The 14,811-nt window shown below is 72.0% G+C and carries 12 protein-coding genes; 4 read left to right on the plus strand and 8 right to left on the minus strand.

Annotated features, from left to right (window positions below):
- Window positions 1-6: 6 nt before the first annotated feature.
- The 5 genes from ACWGJO_RS02965 to ACWGJO_RS02985 form a co-directional block, all read right to left on the minus strand.
- Window positions 7-522, minus strand: a complete 516-nt coding sequence (locus ACWGJO_RS02965; protein ID WP_452181845.1) for a histidine kinase — start codon at window positions 520-522, stop codon at window positions 7-9.
- An 81-nt stretch (window positions 523-603) separates the two neighbouring features.
- Window positions 604-1,068 (minus strand): DUF6193 family natural product biosynthesis protein, encoded by a 465-nt coding sequence (locus ACWGJO_RS02970; protein ID WP_452181846.1) that lies wholly within the window; start codon window positions 1,066-1,068, stop codon window positions 604-606.
- A 92-nt stretch (window positions 1,069-1,160) separates the two neighbouring features.
- The gene (locus tag ACWGJO_RS02975; RefSeq protein ID WP_452181847.1) at window positions 1,161-2,198 is read right to left on the minus strand and encodes a JmjC domain-containing protein; all 1,038 of its coding nucleotides are present in this window, start codon (window positions 2,196-2,198) and stop codon (window positions 1,161-1,163) included.
- Window positions 2,199-2,281: 83 nt separating this feature from the next.
- Window positions 2,282-3,328, minus strand: a complete 1,047-nt coding sequence (locus ACWGJO_RS02980) for a cytochrome P450 (protein WP_452181848.1) — start codon at window positions 3,326-3,328, stop codon at window positions 2,282-2,284.
- 553 nt (window positions 3,329-3,881) lie between these two features.
- Window positions 3,882-6,173 (minus strand): M9 family metallopeptidase, encoded by a 2,292-nt coding sequence (locus ACWGJO_RS02985; protein ID WP_452181849.1) that lies wholly within the window; start codon window positions 6,171-6,173, stop codon window positions 3,882-3,884.
- A 461-nt stretch (window positions 6,174-6,634) separates the two neighbouring features.
- Between ACWGJO_RS02985 and ACWGJO_RS02990 the strand changes: the two genes are divergently transcribed.
- The 4 genes from ACWGJO_RS02990 (at window position 6,635) to ACWGJO_RS03005 (ending at window position 9,412) form a co-directional block, all read left to right on the plus strand.
- The gene (locus tag ACWGJO_RS02990) at window positions 6,635-7,237 is read left to right on the plus strand and encodes a superoxide dismutase (protein ID WP_380349579.1); all 603 of its coding nucleotides are present in this window, start codon (window positions 6,635-6,637) and stop codon (window positions 7,235-7,237) included.
- 253 nt (window positions 7,238-7,490) lie between these two features.
- Complete coding sequence (locus ACWGJO_RS02995; RefSeq protein WP_452181850.1) at window positions 7,491-8,522, plus strand: glycosyltransferase family 2 protein; 1,032 nt, start codon at window positions 7,491-7,493, stop codon at window positions 8,520-8,522.
- A gap of 70 nt (window positions 8,523-8,592) precedes the next feature.
- On the plus strand, window positions 8,593-9,021 hold the full coding sequence (locus ACWGJO_RS03000; protein WP_452181851.1) for an SMI1/KNR4 family protein: 429 nt from the start codon (window positions 8,593-8,595) through the stop codon (window positions 9,019-9,021).
- Window positions 9,022-9,103: 82 nt separating this feature from the next.
- On the plus strand, window positions 9,104-9,412 hold the full coding sequence (locus tag ACWGJO_RS03005; protein WP_452181852.1) for a hypothetical protein: 309 nt from the start codon (window positions 9,104-9,106) through the stop codon (window positions 9,410-9,412).
- Here ACWGJO_RS03005 and meaB read toward each other — a convergent pair.
- The 3 genes from meaB to ACWGJO_RS03020 are packed head-to-tail and all read right to left on the minus strand — an operon-like array spanning window position 9,343 to window position 14,450.
- A complete protein-coding gene (gene meaB / locus ACWGJO_RS03010) occupies window positions 9,343-10,329 on the minus strand; it encodes a methylmalonyl Co-A mutase-associated GTPase MeaB (protein ID WP_452181853.1) in 987 nt (328 codons plus the stop codon). The genes ACWGJO_RS03005 and meaB overlap by 70 nt on opposite strands.
- A 12-nt stretch (window positions 10,330-10,341) precedes the next feature.
- Window positions 10,342-12,555 carry a methylmalonyl-CoA mutase gene (gene scpA / locus ACWGJO_RS03015; RefSeq protein ID WP_452181854.1) on the minus strand — a complete coding sequence of 738 codons (2,214 nt, stop codon included), beginning with the start codon at window positions 12,553-12,555 and terminating at the stop codon, window positions 10,342-10,344.
- Window positions 12,552-14,450, minus strand: a complete 1,899-nt coding sequence (locus ACWGJO_RS03020; protein WP_452181855.1) for a methylmalonyl-CoA mutase family protein — start codon at window positions 14,448-14,450, stop codon at window positions 12,552-12,554. The genes scpA and ACWGJO_RS03020 overlap by 4 nt, the downstream gene beginning before the upstream one ends.
- Between the last annotated feature and the right edge of the window lie 361 nt (window positions 14,451-14,811).

Consider the following 14,811-nt stretch of genomic DNA (forward strand, 5'->3'; position numbering starts at 1 on the left):
GGGCGCTCAGGAGGTCCCCGCGCCGTCCGCCTTCCGCCCGTCGGCCTTCTGCTCGGCCGCCCGGACCTGCTCGGCGAACTCGCGCGCGTCGATCCGCTCGACCGAGGCCCCGTGCCGGTCGGCCAGCTCGTCCGCCGGTGCGGGCGAGGACTCCCGGACCTCCAGCGCGAGCAGCGCCCCGCCGTCCGGCACCCGGGGCGAGAGCAGGATCAGCCCGGCGCCGCCCTCGCTCGCCTGGTGCTCCTCGGCCGCGTTGCCGAGCGCCGCGCCGGCCGCGAAGCCCAGCAGCACGCCGACCGGCCCGCCGAGCAGTCCGATCAGGCCGCCCAGCACGCCCGAGCCGACGGTGGCCACCCCCGCGCCCCGGGTGAAGGTGTCCGCGACCTCCAGCAGCCCGTCGGCGCTGCGCTCCATCGCCGCCACCATCCGCAGGCCCGGCAGGTGCTGCGCCTCGTCGAAGGCCGGGCGCCAGGCGGCGGCTTCGGGGAAGGTCAGCAGGACGACGTTGTGCTGGTCGCTCATCGCGCTCCGATCGGGCCGGGGCCGGAGGTGGCCGGGCTTTCATCGTGACCCCCGGTGCGGGGCGCTGCCACCCCGGCGGCCTCAGCGCGGCCTGTCCGCCGGGTGGTTGAACACCGGTCCGAGGTCCGGCGGGAGGTGTTCGACCAGCAGCGCGACGGCCTCCTCCGGGGTGGCGGGCGTGCCGAGCACCTCGGAGCCGCCCGGGCCGTGGACCTGGTAGCCGCCGCCGTGCTGCGGCACGGCGAACGGCACGCCCGCGGCTGCCCACGGGAACGAGGTCGACAGGCTGAAGTGCAGGTCGTAGTGGCTGGTCCAGGGGAAGAGCCGGCGCAGCCGGGGCTCCGCTCGGGCGGCCTTCAGCAGGCGCACCAGGCCGTCGTTGCAGCTTCCGGGGCCGTGCCCGATGTCCTGCTGGAGCCATTCCCACCGCAGGACGAGCCCCTCCCAGCGTGCCTCCGTGGCGGCCTCGGGGCCGATCGTGCGGGCGGCGGCGAGGTCCGGCAGGACGGGCTTGGGCAGGGCGCCTCTCTGATCATCTGATCGCATGGTGGGCAGTCTGCCCCAACAACATTTCTGACGGACAGTCGGATCGTCGAGGTGGATTCCGTGCGCCGGGCGGTGGCCGGAGCCGCCGTGGGCTACTCGGCGACTCCGCGCAGCCGGCGCCAGGTGCGGCCGACGGAGGCGAGTCCGGTGCGTCCGTCGGCGGGTGTGCCGGACTCCCAGGTGCGGGCGGCCGCAGCGAGGGTCTCCACGGTCTCGGCCGGTGCCGCCGGTGCCGCCGGCGCCTGGGGGGTGCCGGTCCGGGCGGCGCGGGCGGCGCGCAGGAGGTCCGCCGGCCCGAGCGCGTCGAGCCTCGCCCGGGCGTGGTCGAGCAGGGCGGCGCAGGCGTCGGCGATCGCGGCCTCGCCGAGTGGGCGGGCAGGCAGGTCGAGGCCCTCGGCCAACTGCCCTTCCAGGGCGGTGCGCAGGTCCTGGACGGAGAGGTCGCGGACGGTCAGCGACAGGTGGGCGGACAGCCCCCCGGCGCCGACCGCCCGGTGCGCGAAGCCGCGCGGGATGTAGAGCACGCCGCCGGGTTCGAGCACGCCGTGCAGGCGCAGCGGGGAGCGCTCGTCCTCCGGGAGCTCGCCGAGCCGCCAGTCCGCCGCCGTCGGCGCGTCGTGGACGTACCAGGTCTTGCGCCCGGCGGCCTGGAGGACGAACACGTCGGCGTCGTCGCGGTGCACCGCGAGGCCCTGGCCGCCGGCCGGAGTGACGAAGAAGAAGGCCTCCACCCGCCGGTCGAGCTCCGCGGACAGCCGCGCCACCAGCTCGCCGGTCGGGCGGTGCCACTGGTCGACGCAGCGCAGCAGCAGTGTCGCCCCGCGGTGCAGCTGGGCGAGCACCTTCGCGCGGTCCGCGAAGCCTTGGTGCGCCGTGCCGTTGACGGTGCGCGAGGTGGTGAAGGCCTCGGGCGGGATGGTCACCTTGTCGGAGCGGACCATCTCCAGGTAGGGCGTGCGCAGTAGCCCGCCGTCGAAGGCGGCGTCCAGTTCGTCGAGGTCGAACGGCGCGGCGGGCGCCTCCGGGGTCTCCGGGGCCTTCCGGGGGAAGAGCGCGGGCTCGCGCTGCCACTGGCGGGCGGTGAAGCCGTCGACGTCGCCGACCCAGTCGGCCAGTGTGGGCGATTCCATGGTGTGTCCCGTGGTGTCAGGGGTGTTCGGTGGCGCCGGAATGCCGGAATGCCGGAATGCCGGAATGCCGGGATCCCGGGGCGTCAGGCTTCGACCCGCGCTTCGAACCGTACGGAGAGCAGGGAGCGCAGCGGTACCTGCGCGTCCTGCTGCGGGCTGCGGACGACCAGCCGGTTGTCCAGGGCCGCGGTCAACAACTGCTCGGCCAGCGGCACGATCAGGTGCTTGGCCCAGCAGCGGGCGCCGTCGAAGCCGAAGGGCATGAACCCGGGCGTCTTCTCCGGGTCCGTGACGCCGTCCCAGCGCTCGGGGCGGAAATCCAGCGGGTCGGACCAGTAGTCCGGGTGGCGGTGCATCAGCAGCGGGAAGAGCGCGACGTCGTCCTCGGGCCGGATCTCGGGGTGGAGTTCGGTGTACGCCGCGCCGCCGTTGCGGTACAGCATCCACGCGGGCGGCAGCAGCCGCAGCGTCTCCCAGAGGACATTGGTGAGGTCGGCGCGGTGCTCCGGCCGTTCCCGTTCCGGGCCCATCAGCCACAGGGCGTTGCCGGTCAGCGCGGCCACGCCGTCGCAGAGGGTGGCCGTCGCCCGCCGGTACATCGCGACGGCCTGCTTGCGCTCCAGCGGGTCGTCGGCGTCGCGGATCAGCCCGGCGAGTGCGGTGCGGCCGTCCTGGTCGGCGGAGCCGGGCCAGCGGGTCACGGCGCGGTCGACGAGCCGGGAGAGGGTGTCGGAGCGGGTGACGCCGCGCTTCCACAGCAGCGAGACCGGCAGCGGGTCGGCGGAGAACAGCCAGCGGCGCAGGTAGGAGGTGCCGGCGTAGGGCCAGGAGCCGGACATGCCGCGCGCCGGCGGTGGAGGCTTGCGGATGCCCGCCATGGCGTCCTGCCCCAGTGCGCGGATGGTGCGCGTCGCGCTGTCGTGGGGGATCTCGGAGCCGGCGGCGGGTTTGTAGACCGAGCGCTCGTTGGAAAGGACGGGGCGGGCCGCGACGATTTCGGCCATCAGTCGGGAGTCCGAGACGCCGACCTTCGTCGGGTCGATCCGGAACACCTTCTCGTCCCTGGACAGCAGCTCCTGAATCCTCGGGGCGAACACGATGGAATGGCTGCGCGCGGTTGCCGTCGCCATTTCTTCCACGGGAATCCGGCCTCCAATGCGAAATGGCTGGTAGTGCGTTCGGTACGGCGCGCGGGGGAATCCCGGACGCGCCGTGGCGCCGGCGGGGGCACGGCCGACCCGGGCCCCCGCCAGCGGCTGGCCACGTTAGATAACGTGCAGCACCCACGCGTGGTTCGCGAGGTCGTCGTTCTTCTTGAACTTCTTGACGAGCGCCTTGACCATCTTCATGACTAACTCTCCATTCCGGGGATTGGCGGGTGCGGCGAGAATGCCGTACCCGAGCCGTCAGAACTATTCGGCATTCCGTTGCCGGGGGGCCGAACCGGTTGATCTGTTCATGGACACTAACCGAAACTTCGCCGCCCGGACACCCCCTCGACAGAGGAATATGCGATCTCTTGCGGGGTGTTGACGATCTATTCGATGGTCGAATCGTTATAACCCGTGGATATTCGCGGCGGGGGAGGGGGACGGGAACGCGGAAGGGCCCCGCGAAGCCGCGGGGCCCTTCCGTGCGTACGGTGCGCGCGTACGGTGCGTACGGCGCCTGTGACGCGGTCGGTCAGTTGTAGGTCGTGGTGACGGTCACGCCGCCGAAGCCCTGCTGGGCGTAGAGGCTGAAGAAGACGTAACCGGCCGGCGGGTTGGTGATGGTCAGGGTCTCACCGTTGCCGCTGGTGGTGGACTTGGCCGTGTACGAGCCGGTGGTGGCCCAGGAGCCGGCGTTGTAGTAGAGGTCGGCGTTGCCGGTGCCCCCGCTGGTGGTGATGGTCAGCTGCTTCACGCCGGCCGGCAGGTTCAGGAAGCTGTAGCTGTAGTTCCCGGTGGTGGCGGCCACGTTGTCGCGGCGGCAGTTCTTGTCGAACTGCCGGGTGTCGGCGGCGGTGCACAGGGGAGCCTGGTTGGTGGGCAGCGAGCCGCAGTTGTCGGCGCCGCACTGCTTGAGCCAGGTGGCGAAGTCGGCGTCGTACGAGGTGCCGATGGTGGTCTTCAGCAGGGTGCGGGCGCCGTTCCAGTCGCCGGCGCGGTACTTGGCGAGCAGCGCGTCGACGTCCTGCGGGTGCGACTGGAGCATGTAGCGGACGGCCAGGTAGCCCCAGTTGTAGACGCGGGTGGAGTCCGCGTTGTCGTAGGTGGTGTCGAACAGGGAGCTCAGGGTGTAGGTGCCCTTGGCGGCCTGGGCGACCGCGGCGTCGTAGTGCTCGCCGCGGTAGCTGTAGGAGACGTACTCGGCGAGGCCCTCGACCCACCAGATGGTCGGGGTGGTCATGCCGGCCTCGAAGTCGCCGTACATGTCGTAGCGGCCGTCGAGGTAGTGGGTGTACTCGTGGTTGAGGTTCCAGATCTGGAACTGGGGGCGCAGCCAGGAGGCCTCGTGGGCGATGAAGCGGGCCTGGTTGCCGGCCTTGGCCGGGTCGCCCTCCTCGTACATGCCGCCGTTGTCGACCTCGATCTTGTACATCTCCCAGGCGTACAGGCTGTAGTTGTAGTAGTCGTCGAAGGCGACGACCTCAAGGCTGGTGTTGTTGTCGTTGGCGACCGGGCCGCGGTCCTTGACGATCTTGTGGAAGAACGCGTCCTGGTTGATCAGGCTGGCGCAGGTGTCGGCGAGCTGCTGCGCGGTCATGTCCTGGGCGCGGATGCGAAGGTTGGCGTTGCAGGTGTGGTCGACGGTGAGGACCAGCGGGACCAGCTTGGCCGGGACGTCACAGGTGCCGTAGAGGGAACAGTTGCCCACGTCCTTCTTCTCCGCGAACCAGAGCAGGTTCATGGTGAGCGGACCGGTGTTGCCGACCAGCGGGTAGCGGTTGATCAGGTCCTTGAGGATCGGCCGGCCCTGGGCGCGCAGCGCGTCGTTGGCCACCAGGTTGCCGAGCTGGATGCCGATCTTGGTGACCAGGTCGCCGCCGTTGATCAGGTTGCTGTTGCGGGTGACGAAGGACGCCGCGGTGGTGGCGAAGGACGGGTCGGCCTGGAGGGCGGAGACGAACTCCGGCAGGTCGAAGCCGCGCTCGATGACGGTCTCGGTGTTGGCGACGGCGGTGGTCATCGCCGCGGGCCAGCTGCCGGTGTAGTCGTTCAGCAGCCGCTTGACGACGCCGGTGTAGCGGGCGTTCTCCTGGGCGCTGTCGATCAGGGTGACGGCCTCGGCGAGGGTGGCGCCGTTGGCGTCGGTGGCGTCCTTGCTGTGCGGGGCGGCGTAGAAGGCGTCCAGCGCGCCGCGGATGGCGCTCTTGAGGCCGTCGCCGTACGGGCCCACGACGTCCTTGTTGTACCACTGCACGTAGTAGCCGGCCCGCAGGAAGAGCACCAGCTGCCCGGCGGAGGTGGAGTTGTCGCCGGGGTAGGTGGCGGCGGTGTCGCGCAGGGCGTTGGCGACGGTGACCATCTGGGCCTCGTTGAAGGCGCCCTTGGCGTCGTTGCCGGTCACCTGGAACAGCGTGTTGACGCAGTCCAGGCCGGACGACTTGACCTGCTGGACCAGCGCGGCACCGGACTTGCCGGTGAAGGCGGAGACGTCGCAGGCGGCCGCGGCCGAGAACTGACGGGCCGACTTGGCGGCGCCGACGGAGCTGCCCGCCGTCGGGGCGGTGGCCTTGGCCCGCGGGTCCGAGGCGAGCGGGCGGGCGTCCTCGGGGGTGTCCGGGGACTTGGGCACGGGGATCGTGCGCGGCGCGGCCTTCCCGGCCGAGGCGGCGGGTGCGGCCGGGGCGGCCGGGCTCCCGGCCGGCGCGGAGCCGGGGGTGCCGGCGGCCTGGGCGGCCGGCGCGAACAGGCCGAGCGAGAGGAGAAGGGCGGTGCCGAGCGCGGGCAGTCTGCGCGCGGCGTCCTTCGCTATCGAGGAGGGACGCATCTGTGGGGGCCTCCGGGGCCGTTGAGAGTGGGGGTGCCGTGCTGCGTGGGGCACACGGATTTTGCTGTGTGACATGTAAAATGGCACAACGGAGAACGCGGAGGGAAGCCCCGGGAAAGGATTGCCGGGCGGCGAGACCGAAACGTTGTCAGGTCCGCCCCGGGTGCCGGGTCCGTGGAGGCTCCGGGCCCGACCGGGAGTCGCGCGCGGGCCGGGGGTCGCACGGGCGTCAGGCCCGCATCACCCGCCGGGGGCCCGGTGTCGCCGCCCCGCCGCAGCCACCCACCCTCTCCGGCCGGCGCGCCGAAGCGCGGCCATTGTGCCCGACGGGGTGTGAGGAATAAGCAGGAGCCCATGCTTCGTTCTTGCAACTGATACGCAATAGTGTTGTCCCGGCACGATCACCGCAGCACCACCGCACCACCACCACCGTTCAACCTGCCGAAAGGGGCCGTGTCCTGATGGGCACCTACACGCTTCCCGACCTGCCGTACGACTACTCCGCGCTGGAGCGCGCGATGTCGGCCGAGATCCTGGAGCTGCACCACTCCAAGCACCACGCCGCGTACGTCAAGGGCGCCAACGACACCCTCGACCAGCTGGCCGAGGCCCGCGACAAGGAGCAGTTCGGCGGACTGGTCGGCCTGCAGAAGACCTTCGCGTTCCACCTGTCGGGGCACGTGCTGCACTCGCTGTTCTGGCAGAACCTCTCGCCCGAGGGCGGCGAGCGCCCCGAGGGCGAGCTGGCCGACGCCATCACCGAGCACTTCGGCAGCTTCGAGGCCTTCAAGAAGCAGCTCACCACCGCCACCACCGGCGTGCAGGGCTCCGGCTGGGGCATCCTGTCCTGGGAGCCGCTCGGTCAGCGCCTGATCGTCGAGCAGGTCTACGACCACCACGGCAACGTCGGCCAGAACACCACCCCGCTGCTCGCCTTCGACGCCTGGGAGCACGCCTACTACCTGCAGTACCGCAACGTCCGCCCGGACTACGTCACCCGCCTGTGGGACGTCGTCAACTGGCAGGACGTCTCGGACCGCTTCGCGGCCGTCAAGAGCGCCTGACCCGCAGCGAGTGCAGGAAGGCCCCGGACCGGTCGGGCGGTCCGGGGTCTTCCCCTTGCGCCCCAAGGGGCCGCCCGTGCGGGCGGGTTGCCGTCGGACACGGCCGACGGACCGATGGATGCACCGATCCGCTCGCTCGATTCAATCCGGCGTTCGCCCACGGGTCGCATACGGTCCGTATGCTCGGGCCACTGTCGGTGACCGGCGGTCGATGGCCTCCCGGCCCGTCCGCTCCTGAGCGAAAGGGCGCCCGATGGCCCCGCGTCTCTCCCTCGTCGTCCCGATCTACAACGTCGAGCGCTACCTCGGGGAGTGCCTGGACTCGATCGCGGCCCAGACGTTCGAGGACTTCGAGTGCGTCCTGGTCGATGACGGCTCGACCGACGACGGCCCCGCCATCGCCAAGGAGTACGCCGAACGGGACCCGCGCTTCCGACTGGTCCAGCAGCGGAACCAGGGCCTCGGCGCCGCCCGCAACACCGGCTGGCGCCACCTCGCCCCCGGCACCGAGTACCTGGCCTTCGTCGACAGCGACGACACCCTGCCGCCGCACGCCTACCAGCTGATGATCGGCACCCTCGACGAGACCGGCTCCGACTTCGCCGCCGGCAACGCGCTGCGCCTGCGCACCACCGGCCTCAGCCCCTCGCACGGCCACCGCCGCCCGTTCCGCGAGACCCGGCTGCGCACCCACGTCGGCGAACTGCCAGCGCTCGTCACCGACCGCACCGCCTGGAACAAGGTCTACCGGCGCACCTTCTTCGACGGCGCCGGCCTGCTCTACCCCGAGGGCATCCTGTACGAGGACGCCCCGGTCAGCGTGCCCCACCACTTCCTCGCCAAGAGCGTCGACGTGCTCGCCGACCCGATCTACCACTGGCGGGTGCGCGAGGACGGCGACCTCTCCATCACCCAGAAGAAGACCGACCCGCGCGGCCTGGTCGACCGCGTCCGCTCGATGGAACTCGTCCGCGAATGGCTGCTCGCCCGCCCCGAGCCGGCCTTCGCCGACCACCTGCGCGCCTACGACCGCAACTGCCTGGTCGAGGAGATCCCGATGTTCTTCTGGACCCTCCCGGACGGCGACCGCGCCTACCGCGCCGCCTACCAGCAGCACGTCACCCGCCTCCTTCGGGCCATCGGTCCCGAGGCGCAGGCCGGCCTCAGCCCCCAACTCCGCCTCAAGTACCGCCTCACCCAGGCCGACTCCATGCCCGCCTTCGTCGCCGTCCAGCGCGCCCACCGCCTCGCCCGCCGCACCCGCCAGGCCGTCCGCCGGGGCTGACCAGGCCTTCGCTGCGAGATCATGGGTCCTGTTCGGGGGCGGTTCCACGACGTTCTGAGGTGCGGGGTACATGGGTGTGACGGCAAGGATTCTGAGTGCGTTCCCCGGATCACTGAAGGGGGCGGTCGGCCTGACCCCGGAGCAGATCTCGCTGATCGAGGAGGATCAGGGAGTTGCCCTCCCCGAGGACTACCGGGAGTTCCTGGCACTCGCCGGCGGCGGCGGGTTCTCCGCGCTGCGGGGGGAGACGTACGCGTTCCCGGAGATCCTGGGGATCAAGGATCACGCCCGGGAGATCCTGGAGGAGTCGGCTCCCGGGCAGTCGCTCGACGGCTGCGTCGTGTTCATGGCCCATCAGGGGTACATCTACTCCTTCATCGGCCCGGCGGAGAAGGGCGGGAAGACCTACGAGGTCGCCGAGGGCCACGACGGAGTGCACGAAGGCGCGGCCTCCTTCGCGTCGTTCATTCGCGCAGTGCTGACGGGCGCGTACTCCTGACAGTCAGGCCGAGCCGCCTGGCCGAGCCCGGACGTCCGGTGCGCGGCGGGATCGGCGGCCGAGCTGGACGTCCTGGCCGTGCGTGATGGCCGCCGACCGTGAGCTGCGGATCCGTACCGTGCACAGCCCGGACGACACCCGCACCGTGCTGACGTACAAGGGCGCTCGGGTGGACGAGGCATCCGGGTCGAAGCCGGAGGCCGAGACCGGGGTCGAGAATGCCGATGCCATGCACGAGATCGTCCGGGGCCTCCCCGAGGCCCGCGAAGCGCCGTGCCCCACGCAGGGGTGGGGCACGGCGCTCGATCTCCACGCGCTGGGTCAGCCGAAGAAGGCGTCCAGGATCTGCTGGGCGGCCGATCCGGCCGGGAGGGTGCCGGCGCGGACCTGAGCCTCCAACTCGGGGGTCAGGCACCGTACTTCCGGGTTCTCGTGGAGGCGGGCATGCAACTGGTCGTGCACCATCGCCCAGGTCCACTCGACCTGCTGCTCCCGCCGCTTCGCCGCCAGGGCGCCGGTTGCGTCCAGCACCTTGCGGTGCTGCTGCAGCCGCTCCCACAGCACGTCCAGCCCCGCGCCGTCGCGGCCGCTGCAGGTCAGCACGGGCGGGGTCCACGCCGCGTCCGCGGGCTGCAACAGCCTTAGTGCGCCCGCGAGTTCGCGAGCGGCAGCGCGAGCATCCTGCTCGTGCGGGCCGTCGGCCTTGTTGACGGCGATGACGTCCGCCAGCTCCAGCACGCCCTTCTTGATGCCCTGGAGCTGGTCGCCGGTCCGGGCCAGGCTGAGCAGCAGGAAGGTGTCGACCATCCCCGCCACCGCCGTCTCGGACTGTCCGACGCCCACCGTTTCGATGAGGACGACGTCGTAGCCCGCCGCCTCCATCACCACCATGGACTCCCGGGTGGCCTTGGCGACCCCGCCGAGCGTCCCCGAGGTGGGGGACGGCCGGACGAACGCGGCGGGGTCGACGGCGAGGCGCTCCATCCGGGTCTTGTCGCCGAGGATGGAGCCGCCCGTCCGGCTGGACGTCGGGTCGACGGCGAGGACCGCGACCCGGTGGCCCTGGCCCGTGAGCATGGTGCCGAAGGAGTCGATGAAGGTCGACTTGCCGACACCGGGCACGCCGGTGATGCCCACCCGGACGGCGCCGCCCGCGTGCGGCAGCAGCCGTTGGAGCAGCTGCTGCGCGAGCACGCGGTGGTCGGGCCGGGAGGACTCGACGAGGGTGACGGCGCGCGCGATCCAGGCGCGCGAGCCGTCCAGGACACCCGTCACGTAGCTGTCGAGGTCGATCGTCCGCGGAGGCATGGGATCAGGCGGTCACAGCTCGTGGCCGAGATCGGCCGCCAGGGACTTCAGCAGGTCGTACGCCGCGTCCGGGATGACCGTTCCCGGCGGAAAGACCGCCGCCGCGCCGGCCTCGTACAGGGCGTCGAAGTCCTGCGGCGGGATGACCCCGCCCACCACGATGGTGATGTCCTCCCTTCCCGCCGCGGCGAGTTCGGCGCGCAGCGCGGGCACCAGGGTCAGGTGCCCGGCGGCCAGCGACGACACGCCGACGATGTGGACGTCCGCCTCGACGGCCTGGCGGGCGACCTCGGCCGGGGTCTGGAACAGCGGGCCGACGTCCACCGTGAAGCCGAGGTCGGCGAAGGCGGTGGCGATCACCTTCTGGCCGCGGTCGTGGCCGTCCTGGCCCATCTTGGCGACCAGGATGCGCGGTCGGCGGCCCTCGGCCTGCTCGAACCGCTCGACCAGGTCCCGGGTGCGCTGGAGGGAGGCCGACGGGCCCGCTTCGTCTCGGTACACACCCGAGATGGTACGGATCTGGCCGGAGTGGCGGCCGTACACCTTCTCCAGGGCGTCCGAGATCTCGCCGACGGTGGCCTTGGCGCGGGCCGCGTTGACGGCCAGGTGCAGCAGGTTGCCGTCCAGCGAGCCGCCGCGCTGCGGGCCGGCCTCGGCGGCCGCCGTCAGCGCGCGCAGCGCGTCCTGGCACGCGGTCTCGTCGCGTTCCTCGCGCAGTCGGCGCAGCTTCTCGATCTGGCGGGCGCGCACCGAGGAGTTGTCGACCTTGAGCACGTCGATCTGCTCGTCGTTCTCCACGCGGTACTTGTTGACGCCGATCACCGGCTGGCGGCCGGAGTCGATCCGCGCCTGGGTGCGGGCGGCGGCCTCCTCGACGCGCAGCTTGGGGATGCCCGCGTCGATGGCCTTGGCCATGCCGCCGGCCGCCTCGACCTCCTGGATGTGCTCCCAGGCTCTCGCGGCGAGGTCGTGGGTCAGCTTCTCGACGTACGCGGAGCCGCCCCACGGGTCGATCACCCGGCAGGTGCCCGACTCCTGCTGGAGCAGCAGCTGGGTGTTGCGGGCGATGCGGGCGGAGAAGTCGGTGGGCAGCGCGAGTGCCTCGTCCAGGGCGTTGGTGTGCAGCGACTGGGTGTGGCCCTGGGTCGCCGCCATCGCCTCCACGCAGGTGCGGGTGACGTTGTTGAACACGTCCTGGGCGGTGAGCGACCAGCCCGAGGTCTGCGAATGGGTGCGCAGTGAAAGGGACTTGGGGTTCTTCGGGTCGAACTGCTTGACCAGCTTGGCCCACAGCAGCCGGGCCGCGCGCAGCTTGGCGACCTCCATGAAGAAGTTCATGCCGATCGCCCAGAAGAACGACAGCCGCGGCGCGAAGGCGTCCACGTCCAGGCCCACCTCCAGGCCCGCGCGCAGGTACTCCACGCCGTCGGCGAGGGTGTAGGCGAGCTCCAGGTCGGCCGTCGCACCGGCCTCCTGGATGTGGTAGCCGGAGATGGAGATCGAGTTGTACCGGGGCATCTTCTGCGAGGTGTACGCGAAGATGTCCGAGATGATCCGCATCGACGGCTGCGGCGGGTAGATGTAGGTGTTGCGGACCATGAACTCCTTGAGGATGTCGTTCTGGATGGTCCCCGCGAGCTTCTCCGGCGGTACGCCCTGTTCCTCGGCCGCGACGATGTACAGCGCGAGGACCGGCAGCACGGCGCCGTTCATGGTCATCGACACGGACATCTTGTCCAGAGGGATGCCGTCGAACAGTTGGCGCATGTCGTAGATCGAGTCGATGGCGACGCCCGCCATGCCGACGTCGCCGGTGACGCGCGGGTGGTCGCTGTCGTAGCCGCGGTGGGTCGGCAGGTCGAAGGCGACCGACAGGCCCTTCTGGCCGGCCGCGAGGTTGCGGCGGTAGAAGGCGTTGGACTCCTCGGCGGTGGAGAAGCCCGCGTACTGGCGTACGGTCCAGGGCTGGTTGACGTACATGGTCGGGTAGGGCCCGCGCAGGTACGGGGCGATGCCCGGGTAGGTCTCCAGGAAGTCCAGGCCGGCCAGGTCGGCGCCGGTGTACAGCGGCTTGACGCCGATGCCCTCGGGGGTGTCCCAGAGCAGCTCGTCGACGTCCTTGCCGGTGGACTGCCGCCAGGCGGCCTGCCACTGGTCGTCACTGACGGCGCCGTCGGCGGTGCCCGCGCCGTCGTCCAGCCCGATGCCGGTGAAGTCGGGGATCATCGGGCCGCCACCTTTGTCTCGTCGGTGCCGTCCGCACCGGTGATCTGGTCGAGGAGGGAGGTCAGGACGGCAATCGCGTCGCCCCCCGCGAAGATGAACTCGTCCACTCCGGAGGGGAGTTCACCGAGCCGTCCGGCGAGCAGCACCCGCCTGGCGCCGGCCGCCTTCAGCGCCTCGGCCACGGGCGAGGCGTGCTCGGCGTACAGCGCGTCGCTGGAGCAGAGGCAGGCGACGGTGGCGCCGGAGGCCCGGAACGCCTCGGCGAAGGCCGCCGGGTCGACGGACTCGGCCGAGGCCGTCGCGATGCCGCCCGCCTGGAACAGGTTGGCGGCGAAGGTGGTGCGCGCGGTGTGCGCGGAGGCGTTGCCGATCGAGGCGAGGAAGAGGGCCGGGCGGGCGCCGTCGACGGCGACCCGGGCGTCCGAGCGGTCCCGCAGCGCCTCGTAGGCCTCGGCGCGGCGCACCCGCGGCAGCCCGCCGCCGGGCGCGGCCGGGGCCGGTTCGCGGACCAGCGGCTGCTCGTCCAGGTGCGGGAACTCGCTGACGCCGGTGATCGGTTCGCGCCGCTTGGCGAGCCGTACGGACCGCTCCGCCCAGGTCGCGGCGATCCGCTCGCCGATGAGGCCGGCCTCCAGGGCGGCGTGCAGGCCGCCGGCCCGCTCGATCTCCTGGAACCAGGCCCAGGCGGCCCGCGCGAGCTCCTCGGTCAGCTGCTCGACGTACCAGGAGCCGCCGGCCGGGTCGATCACCCGGGCCAGGTGGGACTCCTCCAGCAGGATCGCCTGGGTGTTGCGGGCGATCCGGCGGGCGAAGGCGTCCGGCAGGCCGAGCGCGCTGTCGAAGGGCAGCACGGTGACGGAGTCGGCGCCGCCGACCCCGGCGGCCAGGCAGGCGATGGTGGTGCGCAGCATGTTCACCCACGGGTCGCGGGCGGTCATCATCACCCGGGAGGTGACGGCGTGCTGACGCTGTGCCGAGGCCGCCGCGCCGGCCCCCGAGAGCTCGGCGACCCGGGCCCAGAGGCGGCGTGCGGCGCGGAACTTGGCGATGCCGAGGAACTGGTCGCCGTCCGCGGCGTAGCGGAATTCCAGCTGGCCGAGCGCGTCGTCGACGGAGAGCCCGGCGGCGGTCAGCGCGCGCAGGTAGGCGACGCCGGTGGCCAGGGAGCAGCCCAGCTCCTGGGCGGGGGAGGCGCCGGCCTCGTGGTACGGGAGGGCGTCCACGGTGAGCGCGCGAAGGCCGGGGTACCCGGCGGCGCAGCGGGCGGCCAGCGCGGTGGCCTCGGTGAGCAGCGTCCCGGTGCGGGCGCTCTGGCCGGTGCGGGCCTGGAGGCCGAGCGGGTCGGCGCCGAGGTTGCCGGCGGCGGCGCCGGGGGAGACCTCGCGCTCTTCGTACAGTCGGAACAACTGCTCGGCGGCGTCGGTGAATTCGGGTCCGGCGTCGAGCGCCACGGCGGCCAGGTCCAGGTACACCCCGGTCAGTGCCTCGGGCAGGGCGTCCACCGGGAGGCCCGCGCCGCCGAGTTCCAGCCAGAGCGAGCTCACGCCGTGCTCCAGGTCGGCCAGCACGGCCTCGTTGGTGCGCCGGCGGTCCGGGTCGGCGTGCCGCTGGCGGACGTCCCACCCGGCCACGGCGGAGCCCTGCGGCCGGCTGCCGCGCACGAAGGGCGGGAAGCCCGGGTAGCCCGGGGCGGCGGCGGTGTCCTCGGCGGTGTACAGCGGGTGGGCGCTCAGCCCGTCCTGGAGCCGGGTGGTGAGCGCCTGCTCGGCGGCGGGGCCGTCCTCGGGCTCGGCACCGGACTTGCGCAGCACGCCCTGGACGAGCTGCTGCCACTGCTCACGGTGCGCGGCCGGGAACTCGGCTGCGAGGGGGAGCCCTTCGGGCGGGACCTTCATGTGCGCAGGTTAGCGCCCGTTCGCTGGGCCGCAGGAGGGGGATTCCGTGTGACCTTTCCCTCGGTCGGGCCGATTTCGGGCACTCGCCGGGACGGGGAGTGTCATGGGGTGTCGGCGCAGGTGACACCAGGGGTGGGAGGGGCGGGAGGGGTGTCGTGACGGGTGGCAACCGGGGACGGCCGGGGAGCGACCAGGGGCCGGAGGGGCGGGGGAGGTGGCGGCGGCCGGTGGCCGCGGCGGGCGGGGTGGCCCCGGGCCGTCGTCGGCGAGCGGCGGCGTCCGAGGTCAACGCCGATGGCACGGAACGCGATCGATGTCCCGTCATGCCGTCAAATCGTCATGATCAGGGGGATTGCGGAAC

Source organism: Kitasatospora sp. NPDC054795 (assembly GCF_053611565.1).